Source organism: Flavobacterium esculini (assembly GCF_048284325.1).
Lineage (GTDB): Bacteria > Bacteroidota > Bacteroidia > Flavobacteriales > Flavobacteriaceae > Flavobacterium.
Genome location: NZ_JBLVPI010000009.1, coordinates 67730 through 88694, shown reverse-complemented (window position 1 = coordinate 88694; position 20965 = coordinate 67730). Strand labels below are relative to the sequence as shown.

At 34.9% G+C, this 20965-nt stretch carries 22 protein-coding genes; 12 read left to right on the top strand and 10 right to left on the bottom strand.

Annotated elements, in window-relative coordinates:
- Positions 1 to 90: 90 nt before the first annotated feature.
- The 6 genes from ACNQGG_RS09645 to ACNQGG_RS09620 all read left to right on the top strand — a co-directional run bounded on the left by ACNQGG_RS09645 (position 91) and on the right by ACNQGG_RS09620 (position 7258).
- On the top strand, positions 91 to 1722 hold the full coding sequence (locus tag ACNQGG_RS09645) for a hypothetical protein (protein ID WP_417963414.1): 1632 nt from the start codon (positions 91 to 93) through the stop codon (positions 1720 to 1722).
- Positions 1722 to 2723, top strand: a complete 1002-nt coding sequence (locus ACNQGG_RS09640; RefSeq protein WP_417963411.1) for a vWA domain-containing protein — start codon at positions 1722 to 1724, stop codon at positions 2721 to 2723. The genes ACNQGG_RS09645 and ACNQGG_RS09640 overlap by 1 nt, the downstream gene beginning before the upstream one ends.
- A gap of 40 nt (positions 2724 to 2763) precedes the next feature.
- Positions 2764 to 3795 (top strand): VWA domain-containing protein, encoded by a 1032-nt coding sequence (locus tag ACNQGG_RS09635; RefSeq protein ID WP_417963409.1) that lies wholly within the window; start codon positions 2764 to 2766, stop codon positions 3793 to 3795.
- A gap of 85 nt (positions 3796 to 3880) precedes the next feature.
- A complete protein-coding gene (locus ACNQGG_RS09630; RefSeq protein WP_417963408.1) occupies positions 3881 to 4618 on the top strand; it encodes a tetratricopeptide repeat protein in 738 nt (245 codons plus the stop codon).
- 20 nt (positions 4619 to 4638) lie between these two features.
- The gene (locus ACNQGG_RS09625) at positions 4639 to 6396 is read left to right on the top strand and encodes a BatD family protein (protein WP_417963406.1); all 1758 of its coding nucleotides are present in this window, start codon (positions 4639 to 4641) and stop codon (positions 6394 to 6396) included.
- 118 nt (positions 6397 to 6514) lie between these two features.
- Positions 6515 to 7258, top strand: coding sequence for a tetratricopeptide repeat protein (locus tag ACNQGG_RS09620; protein ID WP_417963404.1), 744 nt, complete (start codon positions 6515 to 6517; stop codon positions 7256 to 7258).
- A gap of 83 nt (positions 7259 to 7341) precedes the next feature.
- Here the strand turns inward: ACNQGG_RS09620 and ACNQGG_RS09615 are convergent, their stop codons facing one another.
- Positions 7342 to 7848 carry a CvpA family protein gene (locus ACNQGG_RS09615; RefSeq protein ID WP_417963402.1) on the bottom strand — a complete coding sequence of 169 codons (507 nt, stop codon included), beginning with the start codon at positions 7846 to 7848 and terminating at the stop codon, positions 7342 to 7344.
- A 141-nt stretch (positions 7849 to 7989) separates the two neighbouring features.
- On the opposite strand from ACNQGG_RS09615, the gene ACNQGG_RS09610 reads away from it, so the two are divergent.
- The 3 genes from ACNQGG_RS09610 to ACNQGG_RS09600 all read left to right on the top strand — a co-directional run bounded on the left by ACNQGG_RS09610 (position 7990) and on the right by ACNQGG_RS09600 (position 10046).
- Complete coding sequence (locus ACNQGG_RS09610) at positions 7990 to 8346, top strand: hypothetical protein (RefSeq protein ID WP_291248106.1); 357 nt, start codon at positions 7990 to 7992, stop codon at positions 8344 to 8346.
- A gap of 187 nt (positions 8347 to 8533) precedes the next feature.
- The gene (pheS, locus tag ACNQGG_RS09605) at positions 8534 to 9553 is read left to right on the top strand and encodes a phenylalanine--tRNA ligase subunit alpha (protein WP_417963400.1); all 1020 of its coding nucleotides are present in this window, start codon (positions 8534 to 8536) and stop codon (positions 9551 to 9553) included.
- A gap of 85 nt (positions 9554 to 9638) precedes the next feature.
- Positions 9639 to 10046 carry a hypothetical protein gene (locus ACNQGG_RS09600; RefSeq protein ID WP_417963398.1) on the top strand — a complete coding sequence of 136 codons (408 nt, stop codon included), beginning with the start codon at positions 9639 to 9641 and terminating at the stop codon, positions 10044 to 10046.
- A gap of 111 nt (positions 10047 to 10157) precedes the next feature.
- Here ACNQGG_RS09600 and ACNQGG_RS09595 read toward each other — a convergent pair whose 3' ends face one another.
- The 3 genes from ACNQGG_RS09595 to ACNQGG_RS09585 all read right to left on the bottom strand — a co-directional run bounded on the left by ACNQGG_RS09595 (position 10158) and on the right by ACNQGG_RS09585 (position 13400).
- Positions 10158 to 11153, bottom strand: coding sequence for an NAD(P)H-dependent glycerol-3-phosphate dehydrogenase (locus ACNQGG_RS09595; protein ID WP_417963396.1), 996 nt, complete (start codon positions 11151 to 11153; stop codon positions 10158 to 10160).
- A gap of 316 nt (positions 11154 to 11469) precedes the next feature.
- A complete protein-coding gene (locus tag ACNQGG_RS09590) occupies positions 11470 to 12633 on the bottom strand; it encodes an iron-containing alcohol dehydrogenase (RefSeq protein ID WP_417963394.1) in 1164 nt (387 codons plus the stop codon).
- A gap of 2 nt (positions 12634 to 12635) precedes the next feature.
- Positions 12636 to 13400 carry a type 1 glutamine amidotransferase domain-containing protein gene (locus ACNQGG_RS09585; RefSeq protein WP_417963391.1) on the bottom strand — a complete coding sequence of 255 codons (765 nt, stop codon included), beginning with the start codon at positions 13398 to 13400 and terminating at the stop codon, positions 12636 to 12638.
- 86 nt (positions 13401 to 13486) lie between these two features.
- On the opposite strand from ACNQGG_RS09585, the gene ACNQGG_RS09580 reads away from it, so the two are divergent.
- Positions 13487 to 14383 (top strand): LysR family transcriptional regulator, encoded by an 897-nt coding sequence (locus ACNQGG_RS09580; RefSeq protein ID WP_417963390.1) that lies wholly within the window; start codon positions 13487 to 13489, stop codon positions 14381 to 14383.
- Here the strand turns inward: ACNQGG_RS09580 and nadD are convergent, their stop codons facing one another.
- The 4 genes from nadD to ACNQGG_RS09560 all read right to left on the bottom strand — a co-directional run bounded on the left by nadD (position 14384) and on the right by ACNQGG_RS09560 (position 17019).
- A complete protein-coding gene (nadD, locus tag ACNQGG_RS09575) occupies positions 14384 to 14965 on the bottom strand; it encodes a nicotinate (nicotinamide) nucleotide adenylyltransferase (protein WP_417963388.1) in 582 nt (193 codons plus the stop codon).
- An 88-nt stretch (positions 14966 to 15053) separates the two neighbouring features.
- A complete protein-coding gene (gene gmk / locus ACNQGG_RS09570; RefSeq protein ID WP_417963386.1) occupies positions 15054 to 15626 on the bottom strand; it encodes a guanylate kinase in 573 nt (190 codons plus the stop codon).
- An 84-nt stretch (positions 15627 to 15710) separates the two neighbouring features.
- Positions 15711 to 16571 carry a YicC/YloC family endoribonuclease gene (locus ACNQGG_RS09565; protein WP_416834649.1) on the bottom strand — a complete coding sequence of 287 codons (861 nt, stop codon included), beginning with the start codon at positions 16569 to 16571 and terminating at the stop codon, positions 15711 to 15713.
- A 97-nt stretch (positions 16572 to 16668) separates the two neighbouring features.
- Positions 16669 to 17019 carry an arsenate reductase family protein gene (locus ACNQGG_RS09560; protein ID WP_417963384.1) on the bottom strand — a complete coding sequence of 117 codons (351 nt, stop codon included), beginning with the start codon at positions 17017 to 17019 and terminating at the stop codon, positions 16669 to 16671.
- Between the two features lie 76 nt (positions 17020 to 17095).
- Between ACNQGG_RS09560 and ACNQGG_RS09555 the strand changes: the two genes are divergently transcribed.
- Entirely contained in the window at positions 17096 to 17551 is a 456-nt protein-coding gene (locus tag ACNQGG_RS09555; protein ID WP_417963382.1) for a DinB family protein, read from the top strand.
- A gap of 175 nt (positions 17552 to 17726) precedes the next feature.
- Here ACNQGG_RS09555 and ACNQGG_RS09550 read toward each other — a convergent pair whose 3' ends face one another.
- The gene (locus ACNQGG_RS09550; protein WP_417963380.1) at positions 17727 to 18470 is read right to left on the bottom strand and encodes a DUF3298 and DUF4163 domain-containing protein; all 744 of its coding nucleotides are present in this window, start codon (positions 18468 to 18470) and stop codon (positions 17727 to 17729) included.
- A gap of 183 nt (positions 18471 to 18653) precedes the next feature.
- Here ACNQGG_RS09550 and ACNQGG_RS09545 point away from each other — a divergent pair, with 183 nt between their 5' ends.
- Positions 18654 to 19799 (top strand): cystathionine gamma-synthase, encoded by a 1146-nt coding sequence (locus ACNQGG_RS09545; RefSeq protein ID WP_417963378.1) that lies wholly within the window; start codon positions 18654 to 18656, stop codon positions 19797 to 19799.
- Positions 19800 to 19872: 73 nt separating this feature from the next.
- Here the strand turns inward: ACNQGG_RS09545 and ACNQGG_RS09540 are convergent, their stop codons facing one another.
- The gene (locus ACNQGG_RS09540) at positions 19873 to 20676 is read right to left on the bottom strand and encodes a THC0290_0291 family protein (protein ID WP_417963376.1); all 804 of its coding nucleotides are present in this window, start codon (positions 20674 to 20676) and stop codon (positions 19873 to 19875) included.
- Positions 20677 to 20965: the final 289 nt, after the last annotated feature.

Below are 20965 nucleotides of genomic sequence, written 5' to 3'. Positions count from 1 at the left end.
GGAGGAGATGATAAAGGATTAAAATTTTCACGACTCGGCTCCCTCTCCCTTGGAGAGGGCTGGGGTGAGGAAAAAATATTTAATATAAAAATGAAAATTAGACTTTACCTACTTTTTTTACTGGTTACAACGTTTGTTTTTGCGCAACAAAAACAAGTAGTCACGAGTATTGACACGATTAAAAATAAAATTGGTGCTGAATTTAAACTGTCGATAAAAACGACGGTTGACACATCGTCTAAAGTAATTTTTCCAAAACTAAAAAACTTGGGCGCTTTAGAGGTAATTCAGTCCTATCCCATAGATACTATCAAAACGGATGGGCGTTATGAATTGGTAAAAAAATACGGTTTAACCCAATTTGATTCCGGTAGATATGTTATTCCTAGTATAAAAATCTTCATCAACAGTAAGCCGTTTATGACGGATTCTCTTTTGGTAGAAGTGGCGAATGTTAAAGTAGATACTTTAAAACAAAAAATGTTCGATATCAAGGGCATTGCCCAAGCGGATAATTCGATAGGAGATTGGTGGAAATATCTTTTGATAATCGGATTGATTGTTGGAATTGGAGTTTTGATTTATTGGTACATTAAAAAACACCAAAAGAAAAAATTAGAAGCTGAAATATTCAAAACTCCAATAGAAAAAGCGACCAGTTTGCTGGATACTTTAGAGAAAAAAGAACTTTGGCAAAAAGGAGAAGTAAAAGCTTATTACAGTGAATTGACGGATATCGCCAGAAATTATATTGAGGAAGCAATCGAAATTCCAGCAATGGAAAGTACTACATCAGAGCTGATTCAAGGACTTAGGGCAGCTTCTGTCAAAAAGAAAATGACGCTTTCGCAAGAAATCATCGAAAATCTCGAACGTGTTTTAAAACAAGCCGATTTAGTGAAATTTGCGAAATCAAAACCATTGGATTTTGAAATTACCGAGGACCGAAATAAGATTCAAAAAGCAATTCTGACTTTAGATAATTCTATTCCTGTTGAGGTTCCTGCAGAAGAAGATGTTTTATTGAATGAGGCACAAAGACAAAAACAGATACAAATTCAATTACTGAAAAAGAGAAAGAAACGTATCGTTACTGCAGTTGTTTCGGTTGTTTTTTTAGTGGTAGCAACGAGTACTTTTTTCATTGTTCTCAAAGGATTTGATTATGTAAAAGATAATATTCTAGGGAATCCTACTAAAGAGTTATTGGAGGGCGAATGGGTGAAAAGTGAATACGGAAATCCGGGTGTTATAATAGAAACTCCAAAAGTGCTGAAGAGAGTTGATTTGACTAAAACGCTGCCTAAAGATGGAATGGCATTGATTAAAGAAATGCAATCTTTTGTTTATGGAAGTGTTTCGGATCATTTTTATCTGATGGTTTCTACTTTAAAGTATAAAAAAGAAACCGAAATAGATTTAAAAAAATCAATGGATGGAGCATTGCAATCACTAGAAGCACAAGGGGCACAAAACATGATTGTAAAACAAGAAGATTTTGAGACCAAAGAAGGAATAAAAGGACTTAAAGCTTACGGAACATTTCAGAAAATTGATGGCGATAAACAAAGCAGTGCAAAAATTTATTATGAAGCATTATTGTTTAGTCAAGAAGGCGGATTACAACAAATTTTACTTTTTCATGAAGAAGGAGACACGTATGCAAATAATATATCAGAACGCGTTTTGAGTTCTGTCGAATTAAAACAAGCAAGTAAATAATGGCTAAAATAACTTTTTTAAACCCAGAATTTTTTTGGTTGTTTCTTCTAATTCCAGTTGCAATTGCCTGGTTATTTTGGAAAAAGAACCAACAATCAGCTACGTTAAAAATAAGTTCCTTACAAGGATTTAAAGGTACAACTTCTTATTTAACAAAACTGAAACCAATATTGAATGTGTTTCGTGTATTGGCTTTGTCTTCTTTGATTGTGGCAATGGCAAGACCGAGAACGGTTGATGTAAGCAATAAAACAAAAACGACAAAGGGAGTTGATATTGTAATGGCAGTAGACGTTTCCGGAAGTATGCTGGCCAAAGATTTAAAGCCAGATCGAATGCAGGCACTCAAAAGATTAGCGTCTGATTTTGTTGAAGAACGACCAAATGATAGAATCGGATTGGTGGTTTATGCTTCTGAGGCTTATACAAAAACACCGGTAACAAGTGATAAAGCAGTTATTTTGGACGCTATCCAAAGTATAAAATACGATAATGTTCTAAAGGACGGAACAGGAATAGGAATGGGATTGGCTACAGCAGTTAACCGTTTGAAAGACAGTAAAGCCAAAAGCAAAGTGATTATTTTGATGACAGACGGGGTAAACAATGCTGGATTCATTGAGCCAGACACCGCTTCGGATATTGCCAAACAATATGGAATAAAAGTATATACTATAGGAATAGGAACAAACGGAATGGCACTATTTCCATACGCAGTTGCGCCAAATGGTCAATTTCTCTTTCAAATGATGAAAGTGGAGATTGATGAGCAAATGATGAAAAAAATTGCAAACAATACGGGTGGAAAATATTTTAGGGCTACCAGTAATAGCAAGTTAGCCGAAATTTATGCAACAATAAACAAGTTGGAGACCACAGAAATTGAAGAATTGAAATTCTATGATTACGATGAAAAATTCAGACCTTTTATATGGTTTGCAGGTTTTTTATTATTACTGGAAATAGGATTGCGAAATACGGTTTTTAAAAGCTTTATATAATGAGAGTCGCAAATTGAAAATTGTGACTAAAAGATAAAAAATGGAATTAGACGAAAAAAAATATTTATACCTGCTACTTATACTACCTATCGTAGTGTTGGTTTTTCTAGTTAATTTATATTGGAAAAGAAAAAAACAACGCGAATTTGGGGATTTAGAAATGGTGAAAAAACTAAGCCCGGAAAGTTCGGTTTTTAAACCAGTTTTGAAGTTGGTATTGTTATTACTGGCATTTCTTGGACTGATTCTTGGATTGGTAAATCCAAAGATTGGTACTAAAATGGAAACCGTAAAACGAGAAGGAATTGACATCGTTTTTGCATTGGATGTATCCAAAAGTATGTTGGCCGAGGATGTCGCACCCAATCGTCTCGACAAAAGCAAGCAAATCATTTCGCAAATTATCAATCAATTAGGAAGTGACAGAATAGGAATTGTGGCTTACGCCGGAAGTGCTTTTCCTGTATTACCTATCACGACAGATTATAGTGTAGCAAAAATGTATTTGCAAAGCATGAATACTGACATGGTTTCCTCTGTAGGAACGTCGTTCAACGAAGCAATCAAACTGTCTACGACTTATTTTGATGATAAAAAGACGAGTAAGTTATTGATTATGATTTCCGATGGTGAAGACCATGCCGAAGGAGCGGAAGAAGCCGCAGAGGAGGCCAATAAGTTAGGTGTAAAAATCATCACAATAGGAGTAGGAACTGAAAAAGGAGGTCCCATTCCTTTAAAAAGGAACGGTATTGTTGAAAGTTTTAAAAGAGACAATAACAATGAAGTGGTTATTACCAAATTAAATCAAGAAAGTCTAAAAGCTATTGCAAAAGCCACAAAAGGCGGGTATGTAAACGGGAATAATACCAAAGAAGTGCTGGAATACATCAAGAATGCTTTGGATAAAATCCAAAAAACAGAATTTGAAGCTACCGAAATGGCCGACTTTCAATCCCAATTTCAATGGTTTTTAGGTTTTGCTTTTGTTCTCTTATTTCTGGATATTTTCCTTTTGGAAAGAAAAACAAGTTGGGTAAACAAATTGAATTTATTTAACGAGAATAAATAAAATATAAAGCGCAAAGTATAAGGAAGATGCTCCATTATTGGAACAAAATAAAAATATACCTTGACACTTACATTTAAAAAATAAAATGAAAAACTTAATTTTACATCTTTTATTGCTCCTTTCCTTTGTTGTAAACGCACAACAGAAAGACAGGATATTGCCTAAAGCAAATGAGGAATATGCTGAAAATAAATTTGTGGATGCCGAAGCTAATTACAGAATTTCGGATTCAAAATTTCCGAATAAAACGGTTGCTCCTTACAATTTAGGAAATGCCATTTATAAGCAAAACCAAGTTGCAGAGGCAAAATTTGCTTACGCAAAAGCATTAAAAAATGCCAAATCAAGACCGGATAAACACCAAGCTTTTCATAATTTAGGAAATGTCCTCATGAAAGAAAAGGATTATACGCAAGCGGTGGAAGCCTATAAAAATGCATTGCGGAATGATCCTACAGATGAAGAAACCCGTTATAATTATGCTTTGGCAAAGAAGAAGCTAAAAGAAAATCCGCCAAAGGATGATAACAAGAAAGACGATAAGAAAAGCGATAAGAATAAAGACAAGAAAAAGGACGATAAAGACAAGAAAGACAAGAAAGACAAGAAAGACAAGAAAGACGACAAAGGAGATAAGGATAAAGACAATAAAGGTCCTAAACCAGATGATAAAGGAGAACCAAAACCAGCGCCTGGCGGAATCTCTAAAGAACGGTTAGAAAATCTTTTGGACGCAGTAAATAAGGAAGAAAAGAAAGTTCAGGATAAAGTGAATGCCCAAAGAGTAAAAGGAAAACCAATGAAAACAGAGAAAGATTGGTAATTCAATTAGATAATTTAAACATGAAAAGATTTATAGCAGTACTAGTTTTAATAGTGTGTAACTCACTTAGCGCTCAAGTACAATTTGAGGCTAGGGTGAGTAAAACCATACTAGGCTTAAACGAAAGACTTCGTATCGATTTTATAATGAATGTAGATGGGGATAATTTTAACCAGCCTACTTTTGACGGATTTAGAATTTTAGCAGGGCCAAGTCAGCAAGTGAGCCAATCATGGGTAAATGGGAAGAGTTCTTTTGAAAAAGTATATTCTTATTTTCTTTTGCCAAATCAAAAAGGATCATTAGTTATCAAGCAGGCAGCGATAGAATATAACGGGCAAATTTATAAAACATCACCCATAAGAATTAATGTTACTGCGGCAACAGAACAGCCCAGAGATCCTAACGATACAAGTATATCAGCAGATGATAATATTTATCTCGTTGCGGATATTTCTAAAACAAATCCGTATATAAACGAACCGATTACGGTGGTTTATAAATTGTATTTCAGTTATAATATTGGAATCACTAATTGGCGAGAACTCAATAAACCGAAGTACAATGATTTCTGGAGCCAGAACATCGATATCAAACAGCTTGTTGCAGAAGAAGGGATGTTTAAAGGACAGAAATACCGTTATGTGGTATTGAGAAAAACGGTTCTGTATCCCCAAAAATCTGGAAAGTTAGTAATTGAACCTTTGTCATTAGATATTGATGTGCAATTGCCTACAAACCGCCACGATATGTTTGGACGTGTAATTGTTACTGACGGCAGTAAAAGGGTTTCTGCGGGAACAAAAACGATTGCTGTCAAATCACTTCCTGAAGCAGGAAAACCGGAAGATTTCTCTGGTGCTGTTGGTAATTTTAGTTTTAAAGTAACGCCAACAAAAACCGATTTAAAAAACGGAGAAAGCCTTGATTTAGTTGTAAGTGTAACTGGTAAAGGGAACATGAAATTGTTCAGTTTACCAAAACCGGTTGTGCCAAATGCACTGGAAATGTATGACGCCGTTCATAGTGAGCAAGTAAACACACCACTTTCAGGGATGTCAGGAAAAATTTCAGATAGTTATACCATTATTCCACAGTACAAAGGGAATTATCCTATAAAACCATTACAGTTTTCTTATTTTGATTTGGGTTCAGGTACGTATAAAACCATAAGTTCTAAAGAAATAATGATTAATGTATTGGATGGTCCTACAGCATCGGATGCTACTGCAGCTTCAAATGCTGGGGAGAATAAGAATAAAATAACAAACGTAGAGCAATTCAAATTCATTAAGTTGAAGAGCAATCTTTTGAACATCAATAAGAAAGATTTCTTTGGGTCCAATTTGTTTTACGGATTGGTATTTTTCCCGTTTCTGTTATTGCCTCTGATTGTATTATTCAAAAAGAAAAAAGAAGCTCTTGACGGCGATATTACCGGAAATAGAATCCGAATGAATAATAGACTGGCAAAAAAATATTTATCGGAAGCCAAAAAGCAAATCAACAATAAAGAATTATTTTATATAGCACTTGAAAAAGCGATGCATAATTTCCTGAAGGCTAAATTGCATATCGAGACTTCGGAAATGAGCAAAGATAATATTCAGGACCTTTTGTTGTCAAGGAATGCAAATCCAGAGGCAGTAAATGATTTTATTGGACTTACGGAGAACTGTGAAGTAGCCCGTTATGCGCCTTCGTCAAGTGTCACGGTCCAACAGGATTTTGATAAAGCGGTAGCGATAATCTCCCAATTAGAAAAACAGATTGCTTAAATAGCTATTTAAAATAAACACTTAGACACAACGCAGATTGAACTAATTATTGAGTTAATAACTTTGTGCCTTCGTGACAAAAAAATAAAACAGTGCCTTCGTGGTAATAAAAATAGAAATGAAAAATATAGTATACATACTCTTACTTTCAACCCAAGTTTTCTTTGCCCAAAATGGCTTCGAAAAAGGGAACGCCTATTATGAAAAAGGGAAATATGAGGAAGCCGTTACAGCCTACGAAAGTGTTTTGAAAGACAACAAGCATTCATCAGAATTGTATTTTAATTTAGGAAATGCCTATTATAAATTGAATAAAGTAGCGCCTTCGATTTACAATTATGAAAAAGCATTAGTGCTTAATCCAAATGATAGCGACAGTAGCAACAACTTGAAATTTGCTCAAAAAAGAACCATTGATGAAATTAAAGTAATCCCAAAAGTTGGTTTTGGAAAGCTAGTCCGGGATTTTACAGGGATTTATCATTACAATACTTGGGCATGGATTTCAGTGGGGATTGCAGCATCGTTCTTGTTGTTTTTCCTGGGATATTATTTTTCACAAACAACAGTGTCCAAAAGAATATTCTTTTTTGGAATGTTTGTCCTTATTTTTCTGATTCTGATAAGTGTCTCATCAGCAATTTTCGAAAAAAGTCATTATGACACTGAAAAACCGGCTATTGTTTTTGCAGAAATTGCAGAGGTAAAAAGCGAACCCAGAAATGGAGGTCCGGCACTATTTGTGCTTCACGAAGGGACCAAAGTGTACGTAGAGGAAATCATCGGGAAATGGAAAAAAGTGCAATTAACGGATGGAACGGAAGGCTGGATTGATAGCCGCGTGATAAAGGAAGTGAAGTAGGTTTAGATTTCAGATTTTCGATCCAAAGACTTTTTCTTTAAAAGCAAGTGTTCTTTTTGTATCGGCAAGTTGTTGTCTGAAAACTAGTGCTTTTTCTTCAAACCATCGTACCATTTCTCAATCGAAGGATACATAAACCGAGCTGTTTTCTGGATGGGATTATAAAACACAGATTTATCCAATGTCTCTTTTTTGGCTATAAAATTGTGATAATTTATTTTTTCGAAAACAGCGAATACAATTCCTAATATCAAAACAGTTTTCAATACCCTGAAAAAACCACCCCCCAATTTATTTAACCAGCCCAAAAAGGCTAAATCTGCTATTCCGGTGAGGAACTTCCCCAATAATGATATTCCAATCACAACAAGGATAAATGTGAGCACAAAAGCAATAACCTGAATAGTATGGGGATTCCAATGAACAAATCCTGCCAACATTCCTTTTATAAGAGAGGAAAATTTTATAGCCAAATAAATCCCAACTATTAATGAAACTAAAGAAGCTAATTCAATAAAAAGTCCATTTCTAATGCCTTTATACAAAGCAAAGGCAAGTAATACACCCAAAACCATATCTAAAAAACTCATAATTATATTTTATAAAGAAAAAGTGCAAATATAAAAGAAAGTTCAGTATCAATTGCCAAATTTCAAGTTCTTATCTTTGCCCAAATAATTATATGAATTATGAAGTAATAATTCATAATTCATAATTCATAATTCAACAAAATGTCAAGAGACACACAACTTAAAGAACGCTGGGAACAGCTTGTAAATATACTTTCGAATCAATTTTCACAAGGAGAAGATTTAGATCTTGATGCAATTATTTATTTAATTGGCGTACAAGAACTCGGGAAAGTACATAGTGAATACAAGAAAGACGAAAAACTAAACCTGATGCACATCGCGATTTGCAGATTATTAGAACCTTACGGATTTTATGAATTTGAGTTTTTTGATGAAGAAGGATGGCCGCATTACAAAGTAAAAGAAGAATTACCACCATTAAAAGCAGGGGAACAGTCGGTTTTGATGAAAGAAGCCATTGTGAATTATTTTATTGAAAGAGAACTGATAGATTAGCGTTCAGTACACCGTTTTTAGTATTCTGTTATGCCTAGCTTAAGTGAACTTGTATCTCTTATATGGTTTAGAAAGAAGTAGAACACGGGTAAAAAGCAATCTAACAATTTAGAATGGAAACTTTAAACTTTAAACGGGAAACCTAAAACAAATTTTGTAATTTTGCACTCTCAATTATTGGATGAAAATGATAGACAAGATAAAAGAATATATTGGTGAAGCACAAGCTTTCTCAACGCAAAATACAGCAGATTTAGAAGCATTCCGAATTAAATTTCTTGGAAGTAAAGGGCTTTTGAAAGATCTTTTTGCTGAATTCAAAAATGTTCCTAACGAACAAAAAAAGGAATTTGGACAAGTAATCAATTTGCTTAAAACGTCAGCCGAAGATAAAGTAAAAACGATACAGGAAGCTTTAGAAAGCAAAGAAGAAATCAAAGGCTTTTATGGGGATTTGACGCGTTCGGCTGAACCAATAACTATTGGCTCTCGTCACCCTATTTCATTGGTAAAAAACCAAATTATTGATATCTTTTCGAATATTGGATTCAACGTTTCCGAAGGTCCTGAAATTGAAGATGACTGGCATAATTTCACCGCATTAAACTTACCGGAATACCATCCGGCACGCGACATGCAAGACACATTTTTCATACAAACGAATCCTGATATTTTGTTGCGCACGCACACATCATCCGTTCAGGTGCGTTACATGGAAGAGAATAAACCGCCAATTCGTACGATTTCTCCGGGAAGAGTTTTTCGTAATGAAGCTGTTTCATCCCGTTCACACTGTATTTTTCATCAAGTGGAAGGTTTGTACATTGACAAAGACGTTTCTTTTGCCGACTTAAAACAAACGCTTTTGTATTTCACCAAAGAAATGTTCGGAAAATCAAAAATCCGTTTGCGTCCTTCTTATTTTCCATTTACTGAGCCAAGTGCTGAGGTTGATATTTATTGGGGTCTGAAAACAGAAACCGATTACAGAATCACCAAAGGAACCGGCTGGTTAGAAATCATGGGTTGCGGAATGGTAGATCCTAATGTTTTGAAAAACTGTGGCATCAATCCCGACGAATACAATGGTTTTGCATTTGGAATGGGAATTGAAAGAATCGCCATGTTGTTGTATCAAATCGGCGATATTCGTATGTTTTATGAAAATGACATCCGTTTCTTGGAGCAATTCAAATCAAGCATTTAAATATTTAAGAATGTTGATTAACGATTTCTGAAGGATTTAAAATTTGAATTCAGAAATCGTTAATCTTATATCTAAAACCAAAAAAATGAAATCCGATATTATCATCCCCGAAGTAGAAAACGTATTCCTTGCTGCAGTTCAGGAATGGAGCGACGATTTCATGGAAAAAGTATGGTACGCCTATTTAATAAACGATAGTGATTTCCTTATAGAAAGCGTAATGGTCGTTTCTAAAGCTTTTGGAACCATTGACGGCGAGATGAAAAAAACCTCTCTTTTGCGTCACGCTTTTGTGGAAGTTCCGCCCGTTTCCGTGATCAAAATAGAAATGATAGAAAAAAGTGTTGTAGCACTCAACAATGAATTTATGGTGACTTATTTCATAGGAGATAAATTACATGATAAAAAGTTCATTTTCAAAGCGCATTCCATCCATGAAGATTTTGTCGAAGAAGTACCTATTTTATTCGTTGACGGTGTTATTGTGAGATAAATTTATTTCGGGTCAAGCCGAATTAAAAACAATTATAAAAAAAAGGCACTATCTTTATGTAGATTAGTGCCTTTGTTTTTATGTTAGATTTGAATAAATTTCACTATTTTGCTAATCTAATTGATCAGTCAAAGCCTTAAAAATAGTTTTAGCATCCTTACCTTCATATAAAATCGCGTAAACGGCATCTATAATGGGGGTTTTGGCTCCGTAAGCCTGATTTAGTTTATAGGCGCTTTTGGCCGCATAATAACCTTCGGCAACCATGCTCATTTCCATCATTGCTGATTTTACCGTGTAGCCTTTACCAATCATATTCCCGAACATTCTGTTTCTGGAGAATACAGAATAACCGGTAACCAATAAATCGCCTAGATAAGCCGAATCATTAATGTTGCGTTTCATTTTATGAACTTTTCTGATGAATTTTTTCATCTCCCGTATCCCATTACTCATCAATACAGATTGAAAGTTATCCCCATAACCTAATCCGTGTGCCATTCCGGCTGCAATTGCATAAATATTTTTTAGCATGGCAGCATATTCAGTTCCTATAATGTCATCTGTAATCTTAGTTTTAATATAATTTCCAGATAGATTTTTAGCCACAATTTTAGCTTTTTCATCATCGCCACAGGCAATAGTCAGATACGACAATCGTTCCATAGCCACTTCTTCTGCGTGACAAGGTCCGGTAATTACACCTATATTATAATAAGGAATGTCATATTTTACATGAAAATGTTCGCCTACAATCAAACTCGTTTCGGGAACTATGCCTTTTATCGCCGAAAAAATGATTTTATCTTGCAACGAAACGGTTAATTTTTCTAATTCAGTATCTAAAAAGGCAGATGGAATTGCAAAAATGATATAATCCGCATACCCAACAGCCTCATTGATATCACTGGTGAGTTTCAGTTTTTTGACATCAAATTCAACAGAACTCAGATAATTTGGATTGTGTTTGTAGGTTTTAATGTGTTCTATAGCAGCTTCATTACGCATATACCAAGAAATCTCCGAAAGATTTACACATAGCATCTTTGCAATAGCAGTTGCCCAACTTCCTCCGCCAATCACTGCAAATTTTATGTTTTCGGTCATTTTTTTATTAGATTTAATCAAAAGTACTTAAAAAAGTAGTGATTATACAAATAAAATTGGAACAAGAAACTGGCATCTTAAGAGTTTTCAAAAAGACACTATTGCTAACAAAAAAAATAATTTTACTTTTTTTTGTTTTTTAACACAATATGTATATTCAATTTACGTTCTATATGATTATAAATTAATCATTTAACAATTATAATGCATATTGAATTAGTTGGTTTTGTTTTAGTATTTTAAAAGGCGTTCCCATTTAAATAGGAGAACGCCTTTTTATTTGTGCCAATGTCAATCAGCATCAGGATTATTTGAATTAATAACTCATTTCTACAATGGTTTGTAGTTTTTCTAAAGTAATGTTTTGTTTTTCACCCAAAGCTTTCCAACCTCTCTTTTCAAAACGAGTTACAATAAAATCAGCCGTTTTTTCAAAGTCCTTTGTATAATCAGATAATTTGGTTTGCATTCCCATCGTATGGTAAAATTCTACCGTTTTATTGATGGCTTCATTAGCAATCTCATCGTCACTTCCGGTTAAATTAAAAATACGTTTCCCGTATTGTGCTAATTTTCCTTTTTTGGTTTCAAACATTACTCGGAATAAATTTGGACCTACAACTGCCAAAGTTCTAGCATGATCGATTTCGTATAAAGCCGTTAATTCGTGCCCAATCATGTGCGTCGCCCAATCCGAAGGAACTCCTTTTTGGATTAATCCGTTTAAAGCCATCGTACAACTCCACATAAAATTAGAAGCCAAGGCATAATCTGTAGGATTTTCAACTACTTCGGGACCTACTTGAATCAGCGTTTGTAAAATACTTTCTGCAATTCGATCTTGAAGGTATCCGTCATGTGGGTAGGTTAAATATTGCTCTAAAACGTGTACGTAAGCATCAACAACACCATTTTGCAATTGTCTTTTTGGTAAAGAGGCGATTACAGTTGGATCACAAATAGAGAATTTTGGAAACATGGCCGAACCACCAAAGTCTAATTTTTCCTGAGTGGCTTCAATCGTAATAACCGCACCAGAATTCATTTCGGTTCCGGTTGCGGGTAAAGTCAAAACAGTTGCAAAAGGTACTACTTTTGAACCTTCTGTAAACATGATTCTCTTTTTAAGAATATCAATTGGATTTCCGTCAAAGTGTACGGCTGCCGAGATGAATTTTACACCATCAATTACTGATCCGCCTCCTACGGCAAGAATGAAATCAATGTTTTGTTCCTTAATAATCGCTACGGCTTTCATCAATGTTTCAAAACGAGGATTGGGCTCTATTCCGCCAAATTCTACAATATCAAAACCTTTTAGGTTGTTGATTACTTGCTCGTGAATGCCATTTTTAAAAATACTTCCGCCACCATACGCCAAAAGAATTTTTGATCCTTGTGGTACTAATGTTGGTAATCTTTCAATTTGTCCTTTTCCAAAAATTAAATGGGTAGGATTGTATAATTCGAAATTTAACATGTTTATTTTTTTGCGTTTAATTGATTTAATATTTTTTCGGCAACAAGTTTAGAGGAAGCCGGGTTTTGACCTGTAATTAGTAACCCATCTTCCACGGCATACGGTTGCCAGTCTGCAACTTTGCTATACGTAGCGCCATTATTTTGTAAAACATCTTCCAGTAGAAAAGGAACCACTTTAGTTAAACCTACCGCCTCCTCTTCGGTATTAGAGAATCCGGTCACTTTTTTCCCTTTTACTAAAAACTCCCCATTTATTTTTACATTTTTCAAAGCCCCTGGAGCATGACAAACAAAACCAACTGGTTTATTGTGTGTGTAAAAAGATTCAATTAAAGCGATTGACGTTTTATCTTCGGCTAAATCCCATAATGGACCATGACCTCCCGGATAAAAAACCGCATCATAATCAGACTCTTTTACATCTGCTAATTTATGCGTATTTTTTAGTTTATCCAATAGTTCGGTATCGGCATCAAATCGTTTAGTGTCTTCAGTTGCAGCAGATGGATCTTCACTTTTTGGATCAATAGGCGGCTGTCCCCCTAGTGGAGTAGCAATGTCTATGACAACACCTTTATCTAATAATTCGTAATAAGGAGCCGCTAATTCTTCGGTCCAAAATCCTGTTTTTTCTCCCGTGTTACCTAATTTATCGTGACTGGTAACCACAAATAATACTTTTTTCATACTTTTTTTATTTTGTGCTGTTGCAGGGATGCAAGTTGCGGTTAATGCTATAATAAAAACGAATGCAATTTTCTTCATTTCTGATTTTGTTTGTACAAATTTAGGTCTAATATGCTATTAGTAAAAATAATTTAAATTATGTTTGTGATAAATATATTTATATCATGGTCAATCTGGAATGGTACAGAACGTTCAAATCGGTTTATAAAAACGGAAATTTTTCTTTGGCTGCAAAAGAATTGTTTATCAGTCAACCTGCTGTAAGTCAACAAATATCGATGTTGGAAGCGCATGTAGGGTATAAACTTTTCAATCGAAAGTCAAAAGGCGTGGAGCCAACAGAATATGCCAAGTTACTCAATAATTTAATCATCGAGGCTTTAGACCGATTGGAAAATGTGGAGAATGGTTTTCGTGCCAAAGCGTTTGATGCGAATCGATTAATTTCAATTGGAATTTCGAAACACTTGATGAGCAGTTTGGGAAGTTGCTTAATTTCAAAATTTGATTTTATTGATTTTAGCTTTCATGAAAATGACACGCTTTTTGAATTGGTAGATTCTAAAAAACTTGATTTTGCGGTTGTAACCAAAAAATACGATACGTTTGACACGATTCAGAAAAAGGTGGGTGAAATCAAACAAGTCATTGTAGGTTCAAACACTATTGATGCCTCCGAATTAAAATCGAATATTAAAATCAAAGATTTCACGGCAATCGAACAGTGGTTAAACGATCAAAAATGGTTCAGTCACAATGCACAAATTCCACACATCAAATTATTTTGGCTGTATGTTTTTAATAAAAAAAGACCCTCGATGGTTCCTAATTATATCATTCCCTCCGAATACGAAATGATGGAAATACTTTCCAGAAATACTGGAATTGGAGTAGTTTGGGATATAAATGCAAAGAATTTTATTGCAGAAAAAAGAGCACAATTACTATGGAACAGCAACCAAATGCCAAGTACGCCAGTGTTTTTATTATCGGGTAAAAATGAGAATTTGAGTGCTATTTTTGAAAATATTGAAACAGAATTGAAAAGGGCTTTGGGATAATCATTTCCTGTAAAAATTATTGTGATCAATATATTCCCAAACTTTTGGGGGTAACAAAGGCTGTACATTTTTCCCTTTTTTGATATTATCCCGAATAAATGTTGACGAAATTTCAACAACCGGCGCATTAATCAGGTGAATTTTTGCGTGGTTTTTTAGTTCTAAATTATCTGCCTCGGTTGAAATTCGAGGATAGACATAAATTTCATGATGTGCCAGAATGGCTTCGTAGTTTTTCCATTTGTGCAACGACTTCAGATTGTCTTCGCCCATGATTAAGGAGAACTCGTAACTTGGAAATTTTTCCTGTAAGTGAACTAGCGTGTTCACGGTGTAATTAGGTTGTGATAATTTAAATTCAATATCCGAAGGTTTGATTTTTGGAAAATCCTCGGTAGCAAGATGCACCATTTGCAAACGATGATAATCATCTAGTAAAGTACTTTTTTTCTTCAAAGGATTGTGAGGCGTAACCACCATCCATACTTGGTCTAAATCGGCATGTTCCGCCATGTGATTGGCAATAATGAGATGCCCAACATGAATGGGGTTAAACGTTCCGAAATAAAGACCTATTTTCATATTTTACCGCTAACTAGTAATTCATTTTGCACAAAGCCGCAAAGGCTCAAAGTGTTTATAAAACAATTCGTTCGTGCTAATTTGTGTTTTATTTCACAAAATTCTTTACCAATTGATACGCTTCTTCAAGAGCAATATCCAAATCGTAGTTTTTTATAATAACATCAAACTGTGGTGCTGTTGCCAGTTCAACGGAGGCTTTTGCAATACGCATATTGATTTTGTCTTCACTTTCGGTAGAACGTTCTTTCAGTCTTCTTTTTAGTTCATCCACGCTTGGTGGCTTTACAAAAACAGCTAAAGTTTCTTCTGGAAATTTATGTTTGATACGCAACCCGCCAGATACATCAATATCAAAAATCACATTTTTTCCTTTGGACCAAATGCGTTCCACTTCACTTTTTAAAGTTCCGTAGAAATTATCGCGATAGACTTCTTCCCATTCCAGAAAGTCTTCGTTTTTGATGTGCTTTTTAAATTCTTCGGTAGACATGAAATAATAATCTTTTCCATTTGTTTCTTCACCTCTTGGTGCACGGGAAGCAGCCGAAATAGAAAATTCAAGATTCAAATCTTCTTTGCTTAATAAATGCCTAACTATGGTAGTTTTTCCAGATCCTGATGGTGCCGAAAAAACGATTAATTTTCCTCCTGTACTCATGTTGTTATTTAATTCTAGTCGCAATGAATGCTTCTATCTTTATGCATAAAGGCGCGATGAATCGCGTCTCTACTAGATATGTTTTTACAATACGTTCAATACCTGTTCTTTGATTTTTTCCAATTCGTCTTTCATCTGAACGACTAATTTTTGCATTTGTGCGTGATTGGATTTAGAACCCATCGTATTGATTTCACGTCCCATTTCCTGGGTAATGAAACCTAGTTTTCTACCATTGGCTTCGGTACCGTTGATGGTTTCAAGGAAATAATCAAGGTGATTGGTCAAACGCACTTTTTCTTCAGTGATGTCTAATTTCTCTAAATAATAAATCAGTTCCTGCTCAAAACGATTTTCATCTACATTAACTTTTAGTTCTGAAATCGCAGTTTGCAAACGGTCTTTTATCGCCTGAACGCGTTCTGGATCTAGCGCTAAAGCTTCGGTCATGTATTGACGGATATTGCCTATTCGCAATTGAAATTCTTTTTCAAGAGACATTCCTTCATCTCTTCTAAAGGTCAAGATGTTTTGTAACGCTTCCTCGATAACGGTTTGGATTTGTATCCAGTCGTTTTCATCGATTTCATCACGCTCTATTTTCATGGTATCCGGCATGCGAATAGCCATTTTCATCAGTTCCGTTTCATCAGCATCAGCATAGACTTCTCTCAACTGGTTTATGTATGCTTTCACAATTGGCACATTGACTTTCGTCGAAGTTTGTTCCGCAGTACTTTCGATAAAAATAGAAAAATCTACTTTTCCTCTTTCCAGTTTTAGGGCAATTTGGTTGCGTAAACCCAATTCCATTTCGCGGTAAAGAGAAGGCATTCTCACATTCAAATCCAAACCTTTACTGTTTAAGGATTTTACTTCTACCGTGATTTTTTTGGTTGGTAATTGCAAAGTCGCTTTACCAAAACCCGTCATTGATTGTATCATATAATTTTCTAAAAGAGGTCAAAGATAAGGAAAAGCCACCGAACACCCAAAGAGGTGAATTACTGATGGTTTTGTTCTAATTTTGATGGTTTTTGGTCTACGCCAAAGCTTTCATTACTTGCAACATGTTTTGCTGTGTATTACCAATATATATCTTGTCGTTGATGATAAAAACAGGGCGACTCAAGAACGTATAATGCTCCAGAATGTATTTCTTGTAATCGGCTTCGGTCAACGATTTATTCTTCAAATCCATTGATTTGTACAATTGCGCTTTTTTGCTGAAAAGTGCTTCATAACTTCCGGAAAGTTCGCGCATTTGTTCCAATTCCTCCACTGTAATAGGATCTTGTTTGATGTCGTGAAACTTAAAATCATGGTCTTTCGGTAATGATTTTATAATTTTCCTGCAGGTATCGCAAGAAGCGAGATAATATATTTTGTCCATGTAAATAGCGATTTCTTTGTGCAAAGAAAAATCATTTGATACGGAAAATGATTATTTTTATCAAAAAATTAGAAAAATGCATCAAACATTCCCTATTACCGAAAACAGTAGAAATACCTTGTCAAAGTTTTTGCAAGGATATACATTAGAGCAACTCAACGCAATTCCGGTGGGCTACAACAATAATTTGATTTGGAATATTGGGCATATAGTTGTGGTTCAGCAGATGTTGGTTTACAAATTGTCGGGTTTGCCTATGATGATTTCGGATGAAATGGTGGAAAAGTATAAAAGAGGAACCAAGCCGGAACAAGACGCAACACAAGCTGATGTAGATGAAATTCAATCATTGCTTTTTGAAACCATCAATCAAACCAAAGCTGATTTAGAGAACAAAGTATTCCAACATTTTCAGGAATTTACTACCATGAACGGTTTTACGATAAAAACTGCCGAAGATGCCATGTCTTTCAACGTCTATCATGAGGCTGTTCACACTGGAATGATGATGAGTATTCGAAAGTTTATTTAGGAGCTATTTCCCGCTATTCGTTTCAATCTTTTACTTTTTTAAAGAAAAAAAGTAAAAGATTGAAACGAATAGCGGGGCTAGGTTATTATGGAAACATGATAATTTAGGGCTTTAAATACGCTAAGTTATATGACCTTAAATTTCTTATATGGTTTAATTTTTTGAGGATCATTTATTATTTAACCGCCAAATATTCATTCACTTCCTTGTAAGACAACAACAATTCTTTTGGTCCATCCGCATAGGATGCCGCTTCATAGGAATTGTAATAAAGAAGCAATCCTTTATCGGTATAAAAAATATTTTGTGGCAGATAAAATTTCTCGTCCTCAAACATCAACCCAGTTGCGTTTATAGATTTGTTTTCCGGGATCTTATATTTGGATCTGAATTTTTTTTCGGCGAAAGCCATAAAAGCATTCTTGTTTTTAAACAATTGATTGTTCGGAATGTATTTCCCGGTTTCTGGATTGAAAATTAGCGAACGCAATCCTTCATAGCCATGAGCGCCACCGGTAAAGGTATAGTGCTTGATTTCGATGTTCAAAATACTATCCGATTGGTATTTTACACTTCCTTCTATTTTTCCTTCCCAGCCAAAAGTATCTTTCGGAAATTCTTTCTGAAGTTTTTCATAGGAATCAATAAACGAAGCTAACAATCCATTATAATTAGCAGAAGTATATGGCTTTTCGCCAAAATAAATAATCTCCTTCAATACTGAAAACACTTTTTTATTAATGCTGTCTGCAACAACGGGAACATCTTTTGCGACTGGAATTTTTACAGTTATCTGAGGGCAATTTTCCTTGCAGGGCAAAGTTGTTTTTTTCTGAAAAGATTGCTCTTCGAAAACCAATTCGTTAGAACAACGCGCCATAGAAAAAAGTAATACCGAAAAAAGGATAAAGTGTTTCATTTCAAAATTGTTAATTATATACAAAGGTATCAACTTGCGGCTTGGTTAGAATAAATTAAAAGGTAAATTTGTAAAACAATTCAGCATTTTAAAATTAAACGATAGGAAATCGCAGGTTTCAAAATCACAAAATAAGAAGAATGTTGATGCCGGATTCCATTAAAAAACAAATATTATCTAGATATGAAATTTAATACTAAAGTTATTCACGGTGGTCAACACCATGATCCAAGTACAGGAGCAGTTATGCCGCCAGTATATCAAACGTCAACATTTGTGCAAACAAGTCCCGGACACCCGATAAATCCGGATTATGAATACAGTAGAGCTGCTAATCCTACCAGATCAGCGCTCGAAAATGCATTGGCAAGTATTGAAAACGGAACACGAGGATTGGCTTTCTCGTCAGGATTAGCGGCTACGGATTGTATTTTACGTTCTTTCAAAGCAGGTGACGAAATCATTGCGATGGATGATTTATACGGTGGAACGTATCGAATGTTTACCCGTATTTATAAAGATTCAGGCATAAAATTCCATTTTGTGGATATGAATGACATGGAGCAGTTCAAGTCATTAATCAATGAAAATACGAAATTGGTTTGGGTAGAAACACCAACCAATCCATTGATGAAATTAGCCGATATTCAGGAAATAGCTAAAATTACCAAGGAGAAGAAAATCCTTTTTGCAGTTGACAACACTTTTGCAACACCCTATTTGCAAAAGCCTTTAGACTTAGGGGCTGATATTGTCATGCATTCGGCAACTAAATATCTTGGTGGACATTCTGATGTTATTGCAGGAGCATTGATTGTAAAAGATGAAGCGCTGGGAGAACAATTGCATTTTCAACAATTTGCGACTGGAGCTACACTTGGGCCAATGGACAGTTTCTTGGTTTTGAGAGGAATAAAAACGTTGCATTTGCGTGTGGAAAGACATTGTGAAAACGGGGGAAAAGTAGTGGCGTTCTTAAGTAACCATCCAAAAATTAAAAGGGTTTATTATCCAGGATTACCAAGCCATCCGTATCATGAAATTGCCAAAAAGCAAATGAGCGGTTTTGGAGGAATGGTTTCCTTTACTTTTGTTTCGGGTAAAAAAGAGGATGCGATTGACTTTCTTGAAAAGCTAAAAGTTTTCACTTTGGCCGAATCCTTAGGCGGAGTAGAATCATTGGCAAATCACCCGGCTTTGATGACACATGCATCGATTCCGGAAGATAAACGTGCAGCAATTGGAATTACGGATGATTTGGTTCGATTGAGCGTAGGGATTGAAGACGCCGAAGATTTAATCGAAGATTTGAAACAAGCATTGGCGTAAACATGTTTGAAAACAAAAAGCCAATTCTAACTTCTAGAATTGGGGTTTTGTTTTTTATAAAGGATTGTAATTGCTATTGTAAGTAATAAATATAACCTACATTGAACCAAACCAACCAATCATTTGCTTTGTTTTCTTTGTAAAGTTCCGGATTTGGATTTAATCCGTCCACCCAATTGGAGAAAAAATACTGCATTCTTACATCGACCATTAAATCTCGCAAAGGAGTCAGTTTATAACGGGTTCCTACGCTTGTTACTACTGACCAAACAGATCCTCCTTCAGTAGAAAAGCCATAAGAACGGCCATCTGTAGGAGTTAAGTATTTAGGGAAAGTGGTTAATGGTGTTCCTAAAGGTCCCATTGTTGAATAGGCTTTGGCGTTGTAATAACTGAATTGCCCACCAAGACTAACAAATGGACCTAAACTACCTATTCTGGAAGTAAAATCACGAATGCTAAGAGGGAAATATTCGAGTTGCATTCCTATATTAGTTATAGCTGTGCTTCCTCGCATGGCTCGTAATTGATCTGCGCCAAGAGAAGTTCTATTTGGTTCTACCCATTCTCCAAAATGTTTTAATTCGGTTTTGTTATAAGAAAGTTCCGATCTTAATTTAAAATGGTCGTTAAAATAAGTTTCAGGGGTATAACAGTTACATTCGGCTTTGTAAGAAAAATTTAGATAATGGATAATCCCAATTCCGACACCGGTATTTCCGGAGTTCGTATTCAAATTGTGGCGTTCTCCATAATCAGATTGAAAAGCGACGGGTCCGGCTATAATTCCTACTTCATGCGAAAAACCAAATTGCGCATTTATATTATTTGAAAAACCAAATAACACGAATAAGGTAAGAATTGTTTGTTTGATCATTAGGTGTTAAATTTTCAAATCTTGACAAATATATAAAAACATCAATCATTAAAATTAAAAAATTAAATTAAAAGATAAGTAGATAAATTCTTAATTTAGTTACGAAAATTATAACGATTTCGTTGTAAACGATGTTTGAAAAGTAGATTTCTTTGTAATTGCTTAATAAAAAGATAATTCTATCGATAAAATGAAAAAATAGACTTCAATATTTTTATAAAATGTATCTTTGTCTATACCAACGAAAACGTTTTCTTAAAGATAATCATTGTATTTGAGGAAACTATTA